Origin of the sequence: Microbacterium sp. Root553, from assembly GCF_001426995.1 — a bacterium.
Taxonomy (GTDB): Bacteria; Actinomycetota; Actinomycetes; order Actinomycetales; family Microbacteriaceae; genus Microbacterium.
Map to the genome: position 1 here is coordinate 2,808,140 of NZ_LMFY01000001.1, position 18,408 is coordinate 2,826,547.

General features: G+C 69.2%; 14 protein-coding genes. 5 read left to right on the forward strand and 9 right to left on the reverse strand.

Annotated elements, in window-relative coordinates; genetic code table 11:
• Window positions 1-79 precede the first annotated feature (79 nt).
• Window positions 80-346, forward strand: coding sequence for a DUF4031 domain-containing protein (locus ASD43_RS13255; RefSeq protein WP_056418361.1), 267 nt, complete (start codon window positions 80-82; stop codon window positions 344-346).
• Here the strand turns inward: ASD43_RS13255 and ASD43_RS13260 are convergent.
• Window positions 311-2,854: an Rne/Rng family ribonuclease gene (locus tag ASD43_RS13260; protein WP_056418364.1), complete on the reverse strand. Its 2,544-nt coding sequence runs from the start codon at window positions 2,852-2,854 to the stop codon at window positions 311-313. The two genes, ASD43_RS13255 and ASD43_RS13260, sit on opposite strands and share 36 nt — an antisense overlap.
• A gap of 281 nt (window positions 2,855-3,135) precedes the next feature.
• Between ASD43_RS13260 and ASD43_RS13265 the strand changes: the two genes are divergently transcribed.
• Window positions 3,136-3,747 (forward strand): vitamin K epoxide reductase family protein, encoded by a 612-nt coding sequence (locus tag ASD43_RS13265; protein ID WP_056418368.1) that lies wholly within the window; start codon window positions 3,136-3,138, stop codon window positions 3,745-3,747.
• 71 nt (window positions 3,748-3,818) lie between these two features.
• Here the strand turns inward: ASD43_RS13265 and ndk are convergent, their stop codons facing one another.
• The 4 genes from ndk to ileS are packed head-to-tail and all read right to left on the reverse strand — an operon-like array spanning window position 3,819 to window position 9,385.
• Window positions 3,819-4,235, reverse strand: coding sequence for a nucleoside-diphosphate kinase (gene ndk, locus ASD43_RS13270; protein ID WP_045254652.1), 417 nt, complete (start codon window positions 4,233-4,235; stop codon window positions 3,819-3,821).
• 1 nt (window position 4,236) lies between these two features.
• Window positions 4,237-4,668, reverse strand: a complete 432-nt coding sequence (locus tag ASD43_RS13275; protein ID WP_056418371.1) for a DUF4233 domain-containing protein — start codon at window positions 4,666-4,668, stop codon at window positions 4,237-4,239.
• Window positions 4,656-6,008, reverse strand: a complete 1,353-nt coding sequence (locus ASD43_RS13280) for a bifunctional folylpolyglutamate synthase/dihydrofolate synthase (RefSeq protein WP_056418375.1) — start codon at window positions 6,006-6,008, stop codon at window positions 4,656-4,658. Before ASD43_RS13280 ends, ASD43_RS13275 begins: the two co-directional genes overlap by 13 nt.
• Window positions 6,005-9,385: an isoleucine--tRNA ligase gene (ileS, locus tag ASD43_RS13285; protein ID WP_056418378.1), complete on the reverse strand. Its 3,381-nt coding sequence runs from the start codon at window positions 9,383-9,385 to the stop codon at window positions 6,005-6,007. The genes ASD43_RS13280 and ileS overlap by 4 nt, the downstream gene beginning before the upstream one ends.
• A gap of 303 nt (window positions 9,386-9,688) precedes the next feature.
• Here ileS and ASD43_RS13290 point away from each other — a divergent pair, with 303 nt between their 5' ends.
• Entirely contained in the window at window positions 9,689-10,339 is a 651-nt protein-coding gene (locus ASD43_RS13290) for a pentapeptide repeat-containing protein (RefSeq protein WP_056418383.1), read from the forward strand.
• Here the strand turns inward: ASD43_RS13290 and ASD43_RS13295 are convergent.
• The 4 genes from ASD43_RS13295 to ASD43_RS13310 form a co-directional block, all read right to left on the reverse strand.
• Window positions 10,329-11,837, reverse strand: a complete 1,509-nt coding sequence (locus ASD43_RS13295; protein WP_056418385.1) for an ATP-binding cassette domain-containing protein — start codon at window positions 11,835-11,837, stop codon at window positions 10,329-10,331. The two genes, ASD43_RS13290 and ASD43_RS13295, sit on opposite strands and share 11 nt — an antisense overlap.
• On the reverse strand, window positions 11,834-12,646 hold the full coding sequence (locus tag ASD43_RS13300; RefSeq protein WP_056418388.1) for an ABC transporter permease: 813 nt from the start codon (window positions 12,644-12,646) through the stop codon (window positions 11,834-11,836). The genes ASD43_RS13295 and ASD43_RS13300 overlap by 4 nt, the downstream gene beginning before the upstream one ends.
• On the reverse strand, window positions 12,643-13,584 hold the full coding sequence (locus ASD43_RS13305; RefSeq protein ID WP_056418392.1) for an ABC transporter permease: 942 nt from the start codon (window positions 13,582-13,584) through the stop codon (window positions 12,643-12,645). The genes ASD43_RS13300 and ASD43_RS13305 overlap by 4 nt, the downstream gene beginning before the upstream one ends.
• A gap of 94 nt (window positions 13,585-13,678) precedes the next feature.
• Complete coding sequence (locus ASD43_RS13310) at window positions 13,679-15,289, reverse strand: ABC transporter substrate-binding protein (RefSeq protein WP_056418396.1); 1,611 nt, start codon at window positions 15,287-15,289, stop codon at window positions 13,679-13,681.
• Between the two features lie 213 nt (window positions 15,290-15,502).
• Between ASD43_RS13310 and valS the strand changes: the two genes are divergently transcribed.
• Window positions 15,503-18,097, forward strand: a complete 2,595-nt coding sequence (gene valS, locus ASD43_RS13315) for a valine--tRNA ligase (RefSeq protein WP_056418398.1) — start codon at window positions 15,503-15,505, stop codon at window positions 18,095-18,097.
• Entirely contained in the window at window positions 18,097-18,312 is a 216-nt protein-coding gene (locus ASD43_RS13320; protein ID WP_056418402.1) for a hypothetical protein, read from the forward strand. Before valS ends, ASD43_RS13320 begins: the two co-directional genes overlap by 1 nt.
• The last annotated feature ends 96 nt before the right edge of the window (window positions 18,313-18,408 follow it).

Genomic DNA, 18,408 nt, shown 5'->3' on the forward strand with positions numbered 1-18,408 from the left:
CACCAAGGGACTACTTTACCGGATGCCGGACACTGTGGCAAAACGCGCTCTCCGGTGTGTCCGGTCCTAGGCTGGCTGGGTGACCGTTCTCGTCGACGAACCCCGCTGGCCCGCCCACGGACGACTGTGGGCGCACCTGGTCAGCGATGACAACCTCGACGAGCTGCACGCCTTCGCGCGCGCCCACGACGTGCCTGCGCGCGCCTTCGATCTCGACCACTACGACGTGCCGGAGGAACTGGTCCCCCGGCTCATCGCCGCCGGCGCCGAGCACGTCGACGGCAAGGAGCTCGTGCGTCGGCTGATCGCCTCAGGCCTGCGGATCCCCGCCCGCGACAGGCGCTGACGAGTCCGAGTTCACCGAGACGGGAGTACCCGTCAGAGCGGCCGTGGACACCCGACGGCGACCGCGACCCTGGCCGGGCGCCTTGGGCTCGGGAAGCGCGTCGAGCACCGAGTCCAGCAGCGCCTCGGCCGGTGACTTCGGCGAGGCCTTGCGGTCGGAGCCACGCTTCTTGCGCGGCTTCTTGGCCCGCTCCTGCGCGGCGGGGGCCTCCGCGGCCTCGGTCGAGGGCGCCACCGCATCCGGCAGGTCCTCCGCATTCGGAACCCGCGTCGATGCTGCGATCTGCGCGAGAGCCGACTTCGCACCCTCAGGGATGCTGTGCGTCGTGCCCGCGGGAGGGGCCGAGTTCTGCGACGGCCCGTTCCCCCCGCGCTGGCGGCGGTTGGACGAGGAGTTGCCGTTTCCGTTGCCGTTGCCGTTGCTGCTCGATCGGTGCTTCACGACGGGGTCGTGGTGCACGATCACGCCGCGGCCGGCGCAGACGTCGCATGCCTCGCTGAAGGTCTCGAGCAGGCCGAGCCCCAGCTTCTTGCGGGTCATCTGCACGAGTCCGAGCGAGGTGACCTCGGCGACCTGGTGCTTGGTCCGGTCGCGGCTGAGGCATTCGATCAGACGGCGCAGCACGAGGTCGCGGTTCGACTCGAGGACCATGTCGATGAAGTCGACGACGATGATGCCGCCGATGTCACGCAGGCGAAGCTGACGGACGATCTCCTCCGCGGCCTCGAGGTTGTTCTTGGTGACGGTCTCCTCGAGGTTTCCGCCGGAGCCGACGAACTTGCCGGTGTTGACGTCGACGACCGTCATGGCCTCGGTGCGGTCGATGACCAGCGAGCCGCCGGAGGGCAGCCAGACCTTGCGGTCGAGCGCCTTCTCGATCTGCTCGGTGATGCGGAACGCGTCGAAGGGGTCGGCCTCGTCCTCGTAGGACTCGACGCGCTCCAAGAGGTCGGGGGCGACGCTCTCGAGGTAGGCGCGGATCGTGCGCTGCGACTCCTCCCCCTGGATGAGCATCTTCGTGAAGTCCTCGTTGAAGACGTCGCGGACGATCTTGACGAGGAGGTCGGGCTCGGCGTGCAGCAGCGCCGGCGCCTGCTGGTTCTCGACCTGCGTGCGCACGTGCTCCCACTGCGACGTCAGACGCTGCACGTCACGGGTCAGCTGATCCTCTGTCGCACCCTCGGCGGCCGTGCGGACGATCACACCCGACGACTCCGGGAGCACCTCCTTGAGGATGCGCTTGAGGCGCGCGCGCTCGTTGTCGGGGAGCTTGCGGCTGATCCCGTTCATCGATCCACCGGGCACGTACACGAGGTAGCGACCGGGGAGGGAGATCTGGCTGGTCAGGCGAGCACCCTTGTGCCCCACCGGGTCCTTCGTGACCTGCACGAGGACGCGGTCCCCGGCCTTGAGCGCCAGCTCGATGCGGCGCGGCTGGTTGCCGGTCTCGACGCCGTCCCAGTCGACCTCGCCCGAGTAGAGCACGGCGTTGCGTCCGCGACCGATGTCGACGAACGCGGCCTCCATGCTGGGCAGCACGTTCTGCACGCGGCCGAGGTAGACGTTGCCGATGAGCGACGCATCCTGATTGCGGGCGACATAGTGCTCCACGAGCACGCCGTCCTCGAGCACGCCGATCTGCGTACGACCGTTCTTGGAGCGCACGACCATCTTGCGGTCGACCGACTCGCGGCGGGCGAGGAACTCGGCTTCGGTGACGACCGGGCGACGACGTCCCGCGTCGCGACCGTCGCGGCGACGCTGCTTCTTCGCCTCGAGGCGCGTGGAGCCCTTGATCGCCTTGGGCTCGGTGATGTACTCGACGACGCGCTGACGCGGCTGGCGCGGCTCATCGCGCTGCTCGCGGGGTTCGCGAGGCTCGTTCTCGTCGGAACCGCCACGGCGACGGCGGCCGCGGCGGGCTCCCGGCTCGTCCTGCTCGCGGTCGGCGATGCGGTCGAAGACGCGCTCGCGCTCGGGACGCGCCGGCAGCGGCAGGACCGCGGGCGCGTAGAAGTGCAGCTGCGTCGAGACCTGCGACACGAAGACTTCGGGGAGCAGCCCGAGGGACACCGCGGTGACGGGCTTGTCGTCCGCAGGCTTCTCGTCCGCAGGCTTCTCGTCGGCCGGCTTCTCGTCGGCAGGCTTCTCGTCGACAGGCGTGTCCTCGACGGGCTCGTCGTCGGCAGGCTTCTCGTCCGCGGGCTTCTCGTCGGCGGGCTTCTCGTCGGCAGGCTTCTCGTCGGCAGGCTTCTCGTCGGCAGGCGTGTCCTCGACGGGCTCGTCGTCGGCCGGCTTCTCGTCCGCCGGCTTCTCGTCCGTGACGGGCTCGACCTCGTCGGCGGGCGCGTCCGCCTCAGCGGATCCGTCGTGCGTCTGCTCGGCGCTGTCGGGAGCGTCGGCGGTACCGTCGACCTCCGTCGCGTCGGCGACTACCTCTGCGGGTGCGTCGGCATCCGCAGCGAAGTCGAGGGTGGGGGCGTCGTAGTCATTGTTGTCATCGGCCATCTCTGGCTTGCTCCTCGTGCGGACGCGTCGTGCTCCGCTAGATCTCATGCGGTACCCGCAGGTTCCGCGAACTCATTCGGTGTGCGACCGGCTCATGGCTCTGGTCACGAGGGGCATACGGCCCCGAAGTCTGCGTCGATGTCCACCACGACCGGGTCGAGCGGTGCATCACAGGTCATTATCGCACCAAGTACGCGCTATCGCGGCATCGAGGTGGGCTCGCGTCGTTTTCTCCGGTGCGCTTTCGCCCGATCCATAGCGATCACTGAGATACTCCACACATGAGCGAGCAGCGCACCCGCCCCGTCTTCTATGCCGTCTGGCTGATCATCGCGAGTGTGATCGGCTGGTTCGCCGCCTTCCAGCTCACGGTCGAGAAGTTCTCCCTCCTGCAGAATCCGACCGATGCGCTGTCGTGCGACATCAGCCCGTTCATCCAGTGCAGCAAGAACCTCAACTCCTGGCAGGGGGAGATCTTCGGCTTCCCCAACCCGATCATGGGCCTCTCGGGGTGGATCGCCCCCCTGATCGTCGGTGTGGCGATCCTCGCCGGAGCGCGCTTCCCGCGCTGGTTCTGGCTGACCTTCGGCGCGGGTGTCACCTTCGCCTTCGGCCTCGTCTGCTGGCTCATCGGTCAGAGCCTCTACGACCTCTTCGTGCTGTGCCCGTGGTGCATGATCACCTGGGCCGTCACGATTCCGACGTTCTTCGCGACCATGCTCCACCTGACACGCAACGGATCCTTCACCCGCAGCGAGAAAGCGCGCGAGCGCGCCGACAAGCTCATGGTCTGGGTTCCCCTGGCGACGATCCTCTCCTACGCCGTCATCATCCTGCTCGCACAGCTGCAGGGTCTCGACTTCCTCGGCGAGATGGCGCGACTCGTCTTCTGATCCGCCGCTCACGCGAACGACGAAGCCCGCCGCACGAGATCGTGCGGCGGGCTTCGTCGTCGGTGTGCGCGTCAGTCGAACCAGATTCCCAGTTCGCGTGCGGCGGACTCGGGGCTGTCCGAGCCGTGCACGAGGTTCTGCTGGACCTTGAGGCCCCAGTCCCGGCCGAAGTCGCCGCGGATCGTGCCGGGAGCGGCGGTCGTCGGGTCGGTGGTTCCCGCGAGCGAACGGAACCCCTCGATCACGCGGTTGCCGGCGAGACGGATCGCGACGGACGGGCCGGAGAGCATGAACTCGAGGAGCGGCTCGTAGAAGGGCTTGCCCTCGTGCTCCGCGTAGTGCTCGGCGAGCAGGTCGCGGTCGGGCTCCACCAGGCGGATGTCGACGAGGGCGTAGCCCTTCGACTCGATGCGCGCCAGGATCGCTCCGGTGAGGCCGCGCGCGACACCGTCGGGCTTGACGAGGACGAGGGTTTCTTCGGTGGCCATGTCATTCACTCTCTGTCTGAGTCTCGGTCGCGGGCCCGGACGGACGGCGTGCGTCCAATCGAGCCCCCATGATCGTCGCATATCCCCACATGCCGCCGAAAATCACGACGACGAGCAGGATCGCGGGCACCAGGATCGCAGACACGGCTATGACCGCCTGCAAGACCCATCCGGCCGAGATCGCCCAGGGCTTCGTGATCATCCCCGCGACCGCGATGCACGCGAGCCCCACGATCGCACCGCCCACGATGCCCCACCACTGCGGGATGCCGTCGGGAAGCGTCTTCAGGCCGAAGACCGTGAGACCCGCGAGGAAGACCACGACCGACTCGAATCCCAGCACGATGGGCGCGAGCTTCTGCACGAGCGTCCGGGGCGGACGGGGCGCACGCGGCGGACGGGCGGGCGTCGGATCCGCACTCACGCGCGCCACCCCGACTTCCAGTCCTCCTCCTCGGCGAGGGCGATCGCCTCGCCGGCGAGCACCACGGATCCCGCGATGACCACGGCCCGACGCTCGGACGAGGAGGCCCATTCGCGGGCCGCGTCGGCGGCATCCGCCAGCGTCGGGTGCACGGTCGCCCGCTGTCCGGTCGCCTCGACCAGGTCCGCGATCACATCGGCGTCGCTCGCGCGCTCCGACTCCGGCGCGGTGGCGAACACGTGCGCGGCGGTCGGCACGAGCGTCGCGACGATTCCCGCCGCGTCCTTGTCGGCGAGAACGCCGAGCACGACGCCCCATTCGTCGAAGTCGAAGCTGTCGTCCATCGCCTGCGCCAGCGCGGCCGCGCCGTGCGGGTTGTGGGCGGCGTCGACGATGACCGTCGGGGCGATGCCGAGCAGCTGCAGCCGGCCGGGCGACGTCGCCCCCTGCAATCCCTCCGAGACGATGTCGGCGGCGATCCGCTGCGCCCCGCCCCCGATCAGCGACTCGACGGCGGCGACGGCGAGGGCGGCGTTGTGCCCTTGGTGCGCGCCGTACTGCGGCAGGTACTCCTCGGTGTACTCCCCCGCGAGCCCGCGGACCGAGATCAGCTGTCCGCCGACAGCGAGCTTCTGATCGGTGAGGCCGAATTCGTCGCCCTCGAACGCGATCGTGGCGTTCCTCTCGGCGGCGACGCGACGGAGCACCTCGGCGGCCTCCGCGGGCTGCTCGGCGGAGACGACAGCCGCGCCCTCCTTGATGATCCCCGCCTTGACCGTCGCGATCGCCGCGATCGTGTCGCCCAGGCGATCCGCGTGATCGATGTCGATCGGCGCGAACACCGCGACGTCTCCGTCCGCGGTGTTCGTCGAGTCCCACTCGCCGCCCATGCCCACCTCGAGCACGAGCACGTCGACCGGGGCGTCCGCCACCGCGACGAACGCCAGCACCGTGAGCAGCTCGAAGAACGTCAGAGGCTCCTCACCTGCCGCGACGAGCTCGGCGTCGACGATGTCGACGAACGGCTCGATCTCCTCCCACGCATCGCCGACCGCGGCATCCTCGATCGGCTCGCCGTCGATCATGATCCGCTCGGTGAACCGCTCGAGGTGCGGGCTGGTGAACAGTCCGGTCCGCAGACCGTGCGCACGCAGCAGGCTCTCGATCATCCGGGCGGTCGACGTCTTGCCGTTCGTGCCGGTGATGTGGACGACACGGTAGGTGCGCTGCGGATCGTCCAGGTACGCGAGAATCCGCGCCGTACGCTCCTTGCGGGGCTGCACCCAGCGCTCCCCCGCCCTGCTCAGCAGCGTCTCGTAGACGGCATCGGCCCTGTCGCGTGCGCTCATGCGCTGACTCCGATCCTGCTGACCGAGACCGTGAAGTCGCCGCGGTTCGCATACGTGCCCTGAGCAACGGTCGCTGAGTGCTCGGGGACGGTCGGCACCTCACCCTGCTCGAGAAGCACCTCGTCCTTGGCGCCGAGCATGAAGGCGGTCGACAGCGTCTCGCCCGCGATATCGGCCGTCTCGAAGGCGCTGCGCACCGCGAAGAGATCGTCGCCGGAGGTGAACCACAGTCGCAGGGCGATGCGGTCGCTCACATCGAAGCCCGCATTCTTGCGGGTCTCCTGCACAGCGCGGATGACGTCGCGCGCGAGGCCCTCGGCCTCGAGCTCGGGTGTCGTCTGCGTGTCGAGCAGGACGAAGCCCCCGGTCGGCACGAGAGCCAGAGCCTCCCCGTCCGGACGCCCTGCGGTCTCGAGCACGAGCTCGTACTCCGACGGCTCGAGCGCGATGCCGCCGGCGGTGACGACTCCGTCGGTCTCCGACCAGTCACCCGCCTTCGCGGCCTTGATCACGGTCTGCACGTTCTTGCCGAGGCGCGGGCCCGCGGCCCGGGCGTTGACGCTGAGTCGATGGCTGATGCCGTAGTCCGCAGCGGTCGTCTCCGACTGCGCCACGAGCTCGACCGACTTGACGTTGAGCTCCTCGCGGAGGATGTCCTCGAACCGGCTCAGGCTGGCGGCGAGCGGCGACACGACGGTCAGACGCGCGAGCGGCAGACGCACCCGGAGCTTCTCCTTCTTGCGCAACGCGTTGCCGACGCTGGAGAGCTCGCGGACGGCATCCATCGCATCGCGGATCTCGTCGGCGGCGGGGAAGGCGGTGTCGTCCGGCCAGTCCTGCAGGTGCACGCTGCGCCCGCCCGTGAGCCCCTGCCACACACGCTCGCTGATGAGCGGCACGAGCGGCGCCGCGACGCGGGTGAGGGTCTCGAGCACCGTATACAGCGTGTCGAAGCAGTCGATCGCCGTTCCTGAGCTCGACGAGGGATCCCAGAACCGGTCGCGCGAGCGACGGATGTACCAGTTGGTGAGCACCTCGGCGAAGTCGCGCAGCCGCGCGGAGGCCGTGGTGGAATCGAGTCCCTCGAGGTCGGCGCGCACCTCGCGCACCAGATCGCCGAGACGCGCGAGGATGTAGCGGTCGAGCACGTCGGTGGAGTCGGTGCGCCAGGTCGCCTCGTAGCCGCCGGGCTTCGCCGCGTTCGCGTACGTCGCGAAGAAGTACCAGGAGTTCCACAGCGGCAGCAGGAACTCGCGCACGCCCGAGCGGATGCCCTCCTCCGTCACCGCGAGATTGCCCCCGCGCAGCACCGAGCTGGACATCAGGAACCAGCGCATCGCATCCGATCCGTCGCGATCGAGCACCTCGGACACGTCCGGGTAGTTGCGCAGCGACTTCGACATCTTGTAGCCGTCGTTGCCCAGCACGATGCCGTGGCAGCTGACGCCGGTGAACGCCGGGCGGTCGAACAGCGCGGTCGACAGCACGTGCATGACGTAGAACCAGCCGCGCGTCTGCCCGATGTACTCGACGATGAAGTCGGCCGGCGCATGGGTGTCGAACCACTCCTGGTTCTCGAACGGGTAGTGCACCTGGGCGTACGGCATCGAACCCGAGTCGAACCACACGTCGAAGACGTCCTCGATGCGGCGCATCGTGCTCTTGCCGGTCGGGTCATCGGGGTTCGGACGCGTGAGGTCGTCGATGTACGGACGGTGCAGGTCGATCTCGCCCTCGGGATTGCGCGGCAGCGTGCCGAAGTCACGCTCCATCTCCTCGAGAGACCCGTAGGTGTCGACGCGCGGGTACTCGGGGTCGTCGCTCTTCCAGACCGGGATCGGCGAGCCCCAGTAGCGGTTGCGGCTGATCGACCAGTCGCGCGCACCCTCGAGCCACTTGCCGAACTGGCCGTGCTTGACGTTCTCGGGCACCCAGGTGATCTGCTCGTTGTTCGCGAGCAGGTCGTCCTTGATGTCGGTGACGCGGATGAACCAGCTCGAGACGGCCTTGTAGATCAGGGGGTTCCGGCAGCGCCAGCAGTGCGGGTACGAGTGGACGTAGCTCTGCTCGCGCAGCAGGCGTCCCTGGGAGCGCAGCAGGCGGATCAGAGGCGTGTTGGCATCCATCCAGAGCTCGCCGGCGACGTCGGTCACCGTGGGGAGGAAACGCCCGCCGTCGTCGAGCGACAGGATGGTCGGGATGCCCGCGGCACCGGCGACCCGCTGGTCGTCCTCGCCGTAGGCCGGTGCCTGGTGGACGATGCCGGTGCCGTCGCTGACCGTGACGTAGTCGTCGACGAGGATGCGCCAGGCGTTCTCGGTGCCGTGGACCTCGGCATCCGCGAAGTAGTCGAACAGACGGTCGTAGGTGACGTCCTGCAGCTCGGAGCCGCGAACGGTCGTGTGGACGGCGGCGAGCGCCTCGTCGAGGCTCTCGTAGCCGAGATCCTTCACATAGCCGCCGAGGAGCTCCTTCGCGAGCAGGTAACGGTGTGCGGAGGCCTCGACGACGGCATCCGTGCTCCCCTCCGGTGCGTGCACGTCGGCTGCACCGAGGGGGCCTGCCGGCAGGACGACGTACTCGATGTCGGGGCCGACCGCGAGTGCGAGGTTGGTGGGCAGGGTCCAGGGCGTGGTCGTCCAGGCGAGCGCACGCACCGCGGTGAGCCCGAGGGCCTCGGCCTTGGCGCCGGTGAGGGGGAACGTGACGGTGACCGACGGGTCCTGACGATTCTGGTAGACGTCGTCATCCATACGGAGCTCGTGCGCCGAGAGCGGGGTCTCGTCGCGCCAGCAGTAGGGCAGCACGCGGTATCCCTCGTAGGCGAGGCCCTTGTCGAAGAGGGTCTTGAACGCCCAGAGCACGCTCTCCATGTACCCGAGATCGAGCGTCTTGTATCCGCGCTCGAAGTCGACCCAGCGCGCCTGACGGGTGACGTAGTCCTGCCACTCGTGGGTGTACTTGAGCACCGAGTCCCTGGCCTTCGCGTTGAAGACGTCGATCCCCATCTGCTCGATCTCGCTCTTCTCGGTGATCCCGAGCTGCTTCATGGCCTCGAGCTCGGCGGGCAGACCGTGCGTGTCCCATCCGAAGACACGATCGACCTTCTTGCCGATCATCGTCTGGAAGCGCGGGAACACGTCCTTCGCGTAGCCGGTGAGCAGGTGGCCGTAGTGCGGCAGGCCGTTGGCGAAGGGAGGGCCGTCGTAGAAGACCCACTCGTCGGCCCCGTCGCGCTGCTCGATCGAGGCGCGGAACGTCTGGTCGGTCTCCCAGAAGTCGAGCACATCTCGCTCGATCTGAGGGAACCGGGGGCTCGGTGCGACAGTGGCAGCCTGATCGGCGGCGGGTCCGAAGGAGGAACGCGGGTAGGTCATGTCGTCTCGCAGGAGTCGTGGCGGATGCTGCTGCGAGGACGATCCGTCCGGATTTTCGTCCCGGGGAACCGCGGTACCACCTCGCGTGCCGCGCCTCACGGCGGGGCCACTCTCACTGCGGCTGTGACGGGCCTGCCCCGCTCGGTTCTACTGAGCCCTCCCCTGCGGGATGACCGTTCTTCCGAGAGCTCCCCGGTGATGGCCGGATCCATGCTCGTACCTCCATTGTACGCGCGGCCGCGACCGGGGTGGCGCCCGCGTGCAGGCGACCCGGCTGTCGCACCCACCCTCTACCCTCGAGGCATGGCCCGCTCCCCCGAATCACCCGCTCCTCCCCGCGTCTCACCGCCCGATCTCCCGCCGCACCTCGATGCGGCATCCGCACGACGCGGCGCCGACCTGCTCGCCGCGAGCCTCGAGCTCACGGGCACCGTCGATCTCGCCCACTCCTCGCTCGAGCAGTGCACGATCGCCGCAGATGCCGATGCCGTCGACCTGACCGGCGCCACGCTGATCGACGTCGACCTCGGCGGCGTGCGCATCGCCTCGCTGCGGATGCGCGACGCGAGCACCCGTCGGGTGCGCATCGGCGGCGGGCGGATCGGCACCCTCGATCTGAGCAGCGCCCGCATCGATGAACTGCTGCTCGGCGATGTGCGGATCGACTACCTGAACCTCGGCGGTGCCAAGGCCACCGACGTCGAGATCGAACGATGCGACATCCGCACCATCGACATGCCCCAGGCCGAACTGACCCGCGTGCGCTTCACCGACACCCGTTCCGATGAGGTCGACCCTCGCGGCATGCGGGCGACCCATACGGATCTGCGCGGGCTCGATGCGGGCGCCTTCCTCGACGCGAACAGTCTCCGCGGCACCACGTTGAGCGGCTTCCAGGTCCAGCAGCTCGCCCCTCTGCTGGCAGCGGGCATCGGCATCCAGGTCAAGGACTGACCGAGCCGCTCGCCTCCAGCAGCTCGCGCGTGAACGGATGCTGCGGCGCGGCGAACACGTCGGCGATCAGCCCCTGTTCGACGATGACTCCCTCCTGCATCACCAGCACCTCGTCGGCCATGGCACCGACGACGTCGAGGTCGTGCGAGACGAAGACCATCGTGAGCCGACGCTCTCGCTGCAGTCGACGCAGCAACTGCAGCACCCGCTCCCGCACCGAGGGGTCGAGGGCGGAGACCGGCTCGTCGAGCACCAGCACATCGGGATCCGCGGCGAGCGCACGGGCGATCGCCGCACGCTGGCGCTGTCCGCCCGAGAGCGCGATCGGTCGGCGGGCGGCGAGAGACGGATCGAGACCGACTTCGGCGAGCAGCTCTGTCACCCGCGCTCCCCGCTGAGCGCGCGGTACCCCGCCGGCGGCGAGCGCCTCGCGGAGCGAGCGTGCGATCGTCCACCGCGGGTCGAAGGCACCGAGGGGATTCTGATGCACGAGCTGCACCCGACGGTCGCCGAGCCATCGCAGGGACCCCCCGTCGGGGGCCTCGATTCCCACGATCATGCGCGCCAGGGTCGTCTTGCCCGAGCCGGACTCGCCCACGACGCCGAGGGTGCGTCCACCCGGCACCGAGAACGACGCATCGCGCACGGCGGAGATCTCGCCGAAGTCCTTCGCGACCTCGACCGCGACGAGGACGGGAGCGGCGGTGCCCTCGGCCGCGGCGCGCGGCTCATGCATGGTCGCGGCGATGAGTTGACGGGTGTAGTCGTGCTGCGGCGCCTCGAGCACGTCGCGCGTCGTCCCCGATTCGACCACCTCCCCGTCGCGCATCACGAGCACGCGATCGGCGATGCGTCGCACGGCGGCGATGTCGTGGCTGATGAACACCACGGCGGTGCCCGCATCGGCGATCTCCCGCAGCAGGTCGAGGATGCGCGCCTGCACGGTGGCGTCGAGCGCGGTGGTCGGCTCGTCCGCGACGAGCACGGCGGGGTCGGCGGCGAGCGCCGAGGCGATCAGGGCGCGCTGGCGAAGGCCGCCCGAGAGCTCGTGGGGGTACTGCCGCGCGCGGCGCTCTCCGTCGGGCATCCAGACCCGGTGCAGCAGCTCCTGCACGCGGGACTGCAGGGCAGGCCGCCCGGAGACGAGCCGGTGGATGCGCAGCGGCTCGGCGATCTCGGACCCCACGCGCTGCAGCGGATCCAGCGAGACGAGGGCGTCCTGGGAGACCAGCCCGATGCGGCGCCCTCGAAGCGACCGCCACCCGCGTTCGCCCAGGCCTCGGGCATCCGTCCCGTCCACGACGAGCCGGGCCGCCCGCACGGTCGCCCCGGTCGGTGCGAGCCCGAGCAGGGCGCGGGCGGTGAGAGTCTTGCCGGCCCCGGACTCTCCCACGATCGCCACGCATTCACCGCGCGACACGGTCAGCGACACCCCGTCGACGACCGCAGACCCGCCGAAGTCGATGCGCAGCCCCTCCAGCTCCAACGCGGCCGTCACGATGCACGTCCGTCCGCGCGGTCTCGCAGCACCCGGCCGACCACGGTCGCCGAGATCACGGTGAGCGTGATCGCGATGCCGGGGAACACCGCGATCCACCACGCCTGGCCGAGCACGTTCCGCCCGCCTGCGAGCATCAGACCCCATTCGGGCGTGGGCTCCGACGGTCCGAGTCCGAGGAAGCTGAGTCCGGCGGCGGCGAGGATGCTCGAGCCGATGCCGATCGTGGCCAGCACGCTCAGCGACCCGAGCACACCGGGCATCACATGCCGGAGGAAGGCCGCAGCCGGCGGGACGCCGAGGATGCGCGCGGCCTCGACATGCTCGGCGCGACGGAGGGTGCTCGTCTGCACGCGAGCGAGGCGGATGTACACGGGCACGGCCGCGAGTGTCACCGCGATGGCGATGTTGACCGGTCCCGGTCCGAGGATCGCCACGACCACGAGCGCCACCAGGAACTCGGGGAACGCCATGAGCACGTCGTTGACCCGCATCAGCGCCGCATCGACGGCGCGGGGAGCGAGTCCGGCGAGTGCACCGACGAGCAGCCCCACCGCCAGGGCGATGCCCGTCGCGAGCATTCCGATGCCCACCGAGCGCCCCGTCCCGTACACGAGGCGCGAGTACACGTCGCGTCCGCTCTGGTCGGTGCCCAGCAGATGGGCGGGGCTCGGGGCGAGCATGGCGGCCCGCACCTCCGTCTGCAGAGGATCGTGCGTGGCGAGCACCCCGGGGAAGACGGCGGCGAAGGCGATCACCAGCAGCACCGCCGAGGCCGCCCACACCAGCGCCGTCTGCACGCGCGTCATCGGGGCCTCCCCCGTGCGGCTCGCAGCCGCGGGTCGAGGAGCGGATGCAGCACCTCGACTACGAGGTTGACGATGACGAAGACGATCGCACTGAACAGGATGATGCCCGTGATCACCGGGAGGTCGCGATTGCTGATGGCGGCGAGCGTGACACGGCCGAGCCCCGACCGCGCGAACACCGTCTCGACCAGCACGGCTCCGCCCAGCACGGATCCGGTCAGGTAGGCCGCGAGGGTCATCGCGTTCGCCGCGCCGTGTCGGAGCCCGTGACGCAGCGTGAACCACGAACCGCCGGCACCGCGCGCCCGCACGGTGTCGGCGAACGGCATCCGCTCCGCCTGGATCAGTCCGTCGCGCAGCACCTGGCTGAGCAGCGCGGCGACGGGCAGCGCGAGGGTGACCGCCGGCAGTACGATCGTCGCCGGATTGCGCGCCCCGGAGACGGGGAACCACCCCAGCCCGAACGCGAAGACGCTGAGCAGCAGAAGACCGATCCAGAACACCGGTGAGGACAGGATCACCAGCTCGATCCCCGCCGCGACAGCGCGCCCCAGGTGCCCCCGCACGAACAGCGCCACGGCGAGCGCCAGCACCACGGCGATCACGAGGGCCAGCGCCGAGAGCTGCAGCGTCGCCCCGAGCTGGCGACCGATGACCTCCGTCACCGGCATCCGCAGCTGGTAGGACTCGCCGAGGTCACCACGGGCGAGCTGCGAGATGAACGAGAGGTACTGCTCCACCGGCGGACGATCGAGACCGAGTTCCGCGCGGATGCCGTCCTTCACGGCGTCGCTGACCTGGGCCTGGGGCCCGAGCATCACCGACACGGGGTCACCGGGGATGACCCGGAATGCGAGGAACACCAGCGTGGCGGCACCCCACAGCACGATCACGACCGTGCCTGCGAGCCCCGCGATCCTCACGAGAGCCGTCTTCACCGTTCGCGCCCTCTCGACGATCTCCGAGCACCCCTGCGCGCGCGCTCGCTCACGAACGATACCGCAGCGTCACAGGGGCCCGGGGTTCCGGCGGTCAGCCCACGCTGACGTCGTAGAACAGGGGGCGCCCGTACAGGTCGTATGTCAGGCCGTCGACACGCTCGCCCACGGCCGTGATGGCGGAGGGACTGTAGAGAGGGACGATCGCCGTGTACTCGGCATTCCACTCCTGCAGCTGCGTGTAGATGTCGTCGCGGACCGTCTGATCGCTGGACGCGACCGCCTGATCGAGCAGGGCGTCCACACTCGGATCGGTGACCTGCGACGCGTTCTGGAACCCGTCCGTGTGCAGGTGCGCGCGCAGGAAGTCGGGATCGACGCCCGAGAAGCCCCAGTCGGTGAGGTCGAAGGTCTTGGGCTCGTACTGCTCGTTGTACGCGCCGGGGTCGAGCTCTTCGCGCACGACCTCGAAACCGATCTTCTTGAGGTCGGACTGGATCGCGTTCGCGAGAGCCTTCCGGTCGTCCGGCACGGGCGTCCACGCGATCCATCGCACGGACAGCCGCTGGCCGTCCTTCATGCGGATGCCGTCGCTGTCGCGCGCCGTCCAGCCGGCCTCGTCGAGGAGCGCACCCGCTGCCTCGGGGTCGAACGGGTGCTCGCCCTCGAGCGCCGCGTCATAGCCGGGGGTGGTGGACCCGAGGACGCTCCACGCGCGAGGGAACTGACCGAAGAAGATCTCCTCGACGGCCGCGTCGACGTCGATGCCGCGCGCGAACGCCTGACGCACCTTCTCGTCGGCGAACACGCCGTACTTCTCGTTGAGGTACAGCGAGTACGGCAGACCCGGGTATTCGACGGAATCCACCGTGATGCCGTCTCCCAGGCCGCTCGCGAGGTTCGGCGGGATGTTGCTGGCGAGGTCGGCCTCTCCGCTCTCGATGACACCCGTGCGCACCGACGCCTCGGGCTGGATCTCCACGCGCAGCGTCTCGACGCCCGGTGCCTTCGAGCCGTGCGGACCCCAGGCGTAGTCGTCGTTGCGGGTGTAGACGATCTCCTGATCCGGCGTGTACTCGGTGAGCTCGTAGGGCCCGGTTCCCACCGTGATGCCGGGGCCGCCGGCCTTGAGCTGGTCCGCGGAGTCCGCGAGGACCGCCGGAGAGTAGAACCCCAGCTGCGGGGTGCTCGCGGCCTGCAGGAACGGCGCGTACGGCTGGCTGAAGCGCACCGTCACGGTGTGCTCGTCGACGACCTCGGTGCCCTCGTAGAAGTCCGCCCCCATCATGCTGGCCGCCTGCGCCGACTCCGTCTCGGGGTCGACGATGCGATCGAAGTTCGCCTTGACCGCCTCGGCGTCGAACGGTTCGCCGTCGGTGAAGGTGACGTCGTCGCGGAGGATGAACGTGTACTCGGTGCTGTCGTCCGAGACCTTCCAGTCCTTCGCCAGCCATGCGGTGAACGAACCGTCGTCCTCCTGGAAGACCAGGGAGTCCAGCACGGCACGCTGCACCATCCCCGAGACGTCGAGCTGGCTCACCTGCGGGTCCATGTGCCCGGCCGCGAGGTTCGCGCCCTCGATCGACCACACGAGCTCGCCCCCGTCCGCGTCGGATGCGGGTGCCGCACAGGCACTCAGCAGGAGGGCGCTCGCGGCGATGGCGGCACCGAGCGGGATCGCGCGGCGCAGAAGAGAGTGGGGCATGCTGTTCCTCGGGAGGGAATGCGGGGAGATGACGCGGATGCATCAGTTCTTGGACTCGATGCAATTGTAGATCCTGCAGGCACCCCCGGGCGTCGGGACGCCTGCCGGGGCTGCGACGAGGGCTCGCCGGGACCGGGGCGATTAGACTGTGGGGCACAACCCACACTCAGGCACGCTCACACAGTGCCGCACACATCGCTCGAGGAGACCTCCATGTCCGTGATTCCCGACAAGCCCGTACTCGAAGGTCTCGAAGCGAAGTGGGGTGAGTCATGGTCGGCGCAGGGCACCTACCTTTTCGATCGACTCCGCGCCGCGCAGTCCGGCCGTGAGGGTGTCTACTCGATCGACACCCCTCCGCCGACGGCATCCGGCAGCCTGCACATCGGCCACGTGTTCTCGTACACCCACACCGACGTCAAGGCGCGCTTCGAGCGCATGCGCGGAAAGAACGTGTTCTACCCGATGGGCTGGGACGATAACGGCCTGCCCACCGAGCGCCGCGTGCAGAACTACTACGGGGTGCGCTGCGATCCGACGCTCCCCTATCAGAACGACTTCACGCCGCCGTTCGAGGGCGGCGACAACAAGTCGAGCCGAGCCGCCGACCAGGTGCCGATCAGCCGACGCAACTTCATCGAGCTGTGCGAGCGTCTGACGCTCGAGGACGAGAAGCAGTTCGAGGCCCTGTTCCGTCTGCTGGGCCTCTCGGTCGACTGGAGCCAGACCTACCGCACGATCTCCGACGACACGATCCGTCAGAGCCAGCTCGCGTTCCTGCGCAATCTCGAGCGCGGCGAGGCGTACCAGTCGCTCGCGCCGACCCTGTGGGACATCGACTTCCGCTCGGCCATCGCTCAGGCGGAGCTCGAGGACCGCGAGCAGCAGGCCGCCTACCACACGATCGACTTCCCCTTCTCCGACGGATCCGGCTCGATCACGATCGAGACCACCCGCCCCGAGCTGCTCCCCGCATGCGTCGCGATCGTGACGCACCCCGAGGGACCGCACAAGCATCTGATCGGCACGAAGGTGCGGACACCGTTCTTCGGTGCCGAGATCGAGATCCACGGACACCACCTCGCTCAGCCCGACAAGGGCACGGGCGCCGCCATGGTCTGCACCTTCGGCGACGTGACCGACATCATCTGGTGGCGCGAACTGCGCACCGTCGACGGCGGAGACCTGCCGAACATGACGACCATCGGACTGGACGGACGCTTCCTGCCCACCGCGCCGTCGATCGTCGCGAACGCCGAGGCCATCGACTGGTACACGGCAGAGCTCGCCGGCAAGACCGTGTTCTCGGCGCGCAAGGCGATCGTCGAGAAGCTGCAGGAGACCGGCGACATGACCGCCGTGGGAAAGCAGTTCTCCCACGCGGTGAAGTTCTTCGAGAAGGGCGACCGCCCTCTCGAGATCGTCTCGACCCGCCAGTGGTACATCCGCAACGGCGCCAGGGACACGCAGCTGCGCGATCAGCTCCTCAGCCACGGCACGGACGTCGCGTTCCATCCCGACTTCATGCGCGTGCGCTACGAGAACTGGGTCGGCGGCCTGACCGGCGACTGGCTCGTGTCCCGGCAGCGCTTCTTCGGCGTGCCGATCCCGCTCTGGTACGGACTCGACGAGAACGGCGACCGCGACTACGACCGCGTGCTCGCGCCCGACCACGCGTCCCTGCCCATCGACCCGACGACCGACGTACCGGCGGGCTTCACCGAGGATCAGCGTGGAGCGGCGGGCGGCTTCGAGGCCGAGGCCGACATCCTCGACACGTGGGCGACGTCGTCTCTCACCCCGCAGCTCGCCGGCGGATGGCAGCGTGACGAGGAGCTGTGGCAGCTCACCGCCCCGTTCGACCTGCGTCCGCAGGGTCAGGACATCATCCGCACCTGGCTGTTCTCGACCATGCTGCGCTCGACTCTGGAAGACGGCCGCGCGCCGTGGCGCAACGCCGCGATCTCCGGCTTCATCGTCGACCCCGACCGCAAGAAGATGTCGAAGTCGAAGGGCAACGTCGTGACCCCGGCGGACATCCTCGAGACCCACGGATCGGATGCGGTGCGCTACTGGGCCGCCTCCAGTCGCCTGGGCATGGACGCCGCCTTCGACCCGCAGAACCCGACCCAGGTCAAGATCGGCCGTCGTCTCGCGATCAAGGTGCTGAACGCCGCGAAGTTCGTGCTCTCGTTCCCCGTGCCCGAGGGGGCGCAGGTCACACATGCTCTCGACGCCTCGATGCTGACCGCACTCGATGCCGTGGTCACCGAGGCCACGAAGGCGTTCGAGAACTACGACCAGGCGAAGGCGCTCGAGGTCACCGAAGCGTTCTTCTGGACCTTCTGCGACGACTACCTCGAACTCGTCAAGGAGCGCGCCTACAACCAGAACGATGTGGGGCAGGCATCCGCGGCACTCGCGCTGCGGCTCGCGCTCTCGACCCTGCTGCGGCTGCTCGCGCCCATCCTCTCGTTCGCGACCGAAGAGGTGTGGTCGTGGTTCGAGGAGGGGTCCGTGCACACGGCGTCGTGGCCCGAGCCGCTCGGCATCGAGGGAGACCCCGCGGTGCTGTCCGTGGCCAGCGAGGCTCTGATCAGCATCCGTCGCGCGAAGACCGAGGCGAAGGCATCGCAGAAGACCCCGGTCGCGAGTGCGATGATCACGGCTCCGGCGGAGAAGTACGAGGCGCTGCGAGCCGCCGCCGCCGACCTGTCGGCCGTCGGGCGCATCGCAGAGCTGGGGCTCGCCGTGGGCGACGTGTTCGCGGTCACCGCGATCGAGCTCGCCCCGGTCGAGGGCGCCTGATGCAGCTGGGTACGCGATGGGCGGCGGGCTCCGAGGCCCCCGCATCCGTCCCCGCCTCGCTGCGTCCCGCGATCGCGGAGGTCGAATCCCGCGGACTCTCCGGACACTGGACGCTGACGTGGCTCGAAGGCCGCGCCCTCGCCGAGCTCGACTCGGGCTGGGAGGTCGTGCAGACGGCATCCGGCGAGGTCATCGCCCGCCCCTTCGAGGACTGAGCGCACCGCACGGACGACGCCCCCTGCACGCCTCCGGCGGCGGGGGGCGTCGTCGCTCCGCGCCTTTGTCGGTGTCGTCGCCGCGCACCGAGGTCG

What these genes read in the sequence shown, in the direction of transcription:
- valS (WP_056418398.1), top strand. Translation starts at nt 15,503, where the DNA reads ATGTCCGTGATTCCCGACAAGCCCGTACTCGAAGGTCTCGAAGCGAAG.
- ASD43_RS13310 (WP_056418396.1), bottom strand. Translation starts at nt 15,289, where the DNA reads ATGCCCCACTCTCTTCTGCGCCGCGCGATCCCGCTCGGTGCCGCCATC.
- ndk (WP_045254652.1), bottom strand. Translation starts at nt 4,235, where the DNA reads ATGGCCACCGAAGAAACCCTCGTCCTCGTCAAGCCCGACGGTGTCGCG.
- ASD43_RS13280 (WP_056418375.1), bottom strand. Translation starts at nt 6,008, where the DNA reads ATGAGCGCACGCGACAGGGCCGATGCCGTCTACGAGACGCTGCTGAGC.
- ASD43_RS13300 (WP_056418388.1), bottom strand. Translation starts at nt 12,646, where the DNA reads ATGACGCGCGTGCAGACGGCGCTGGTGTGGGCGGCCTCGGCGGTGCTG.
- ileS (WP_056418378.1), bottom strand. Translation starts at nt 9,385, where the DNA reads ATGACCTACCCGCGTTCCTCCTTCGGACCCGCCGCCGATCAGGCTGCC.
- ASD43_RS13260 (WP_056418364.1), bottom strand. Translation starts at nt 2,854, where the DNA reads ATGGCCGATGACAACAATGACTACGACGCCCCCACCCTCGACTTCGCT.
- ASD43_RS13290 (WP_056418383.1), top strand. Translation starts at nt 9,689, where the DNA reads ATGGCCCGCTCCCCCGAATCACCCGCTCCTCCCCGCGTCTCACCGCCC.
- ASD43_RS13265 (WP_056418368.1), top strand. Translation starts at nt 3,136, where the DNA reads ATGAGCGAGCAGCGCACCCGCCCCGTCTTCTATGCCGTCTGGCTGATC.
- ASD43_RS13320 (WP_056418402.1), top strand. Translation starts at nt 18,097, where the DNA reads ATGCAGCTGGGTACGCGATGGGCGGCGGGCTCCGAGGCCCCCGCATCC.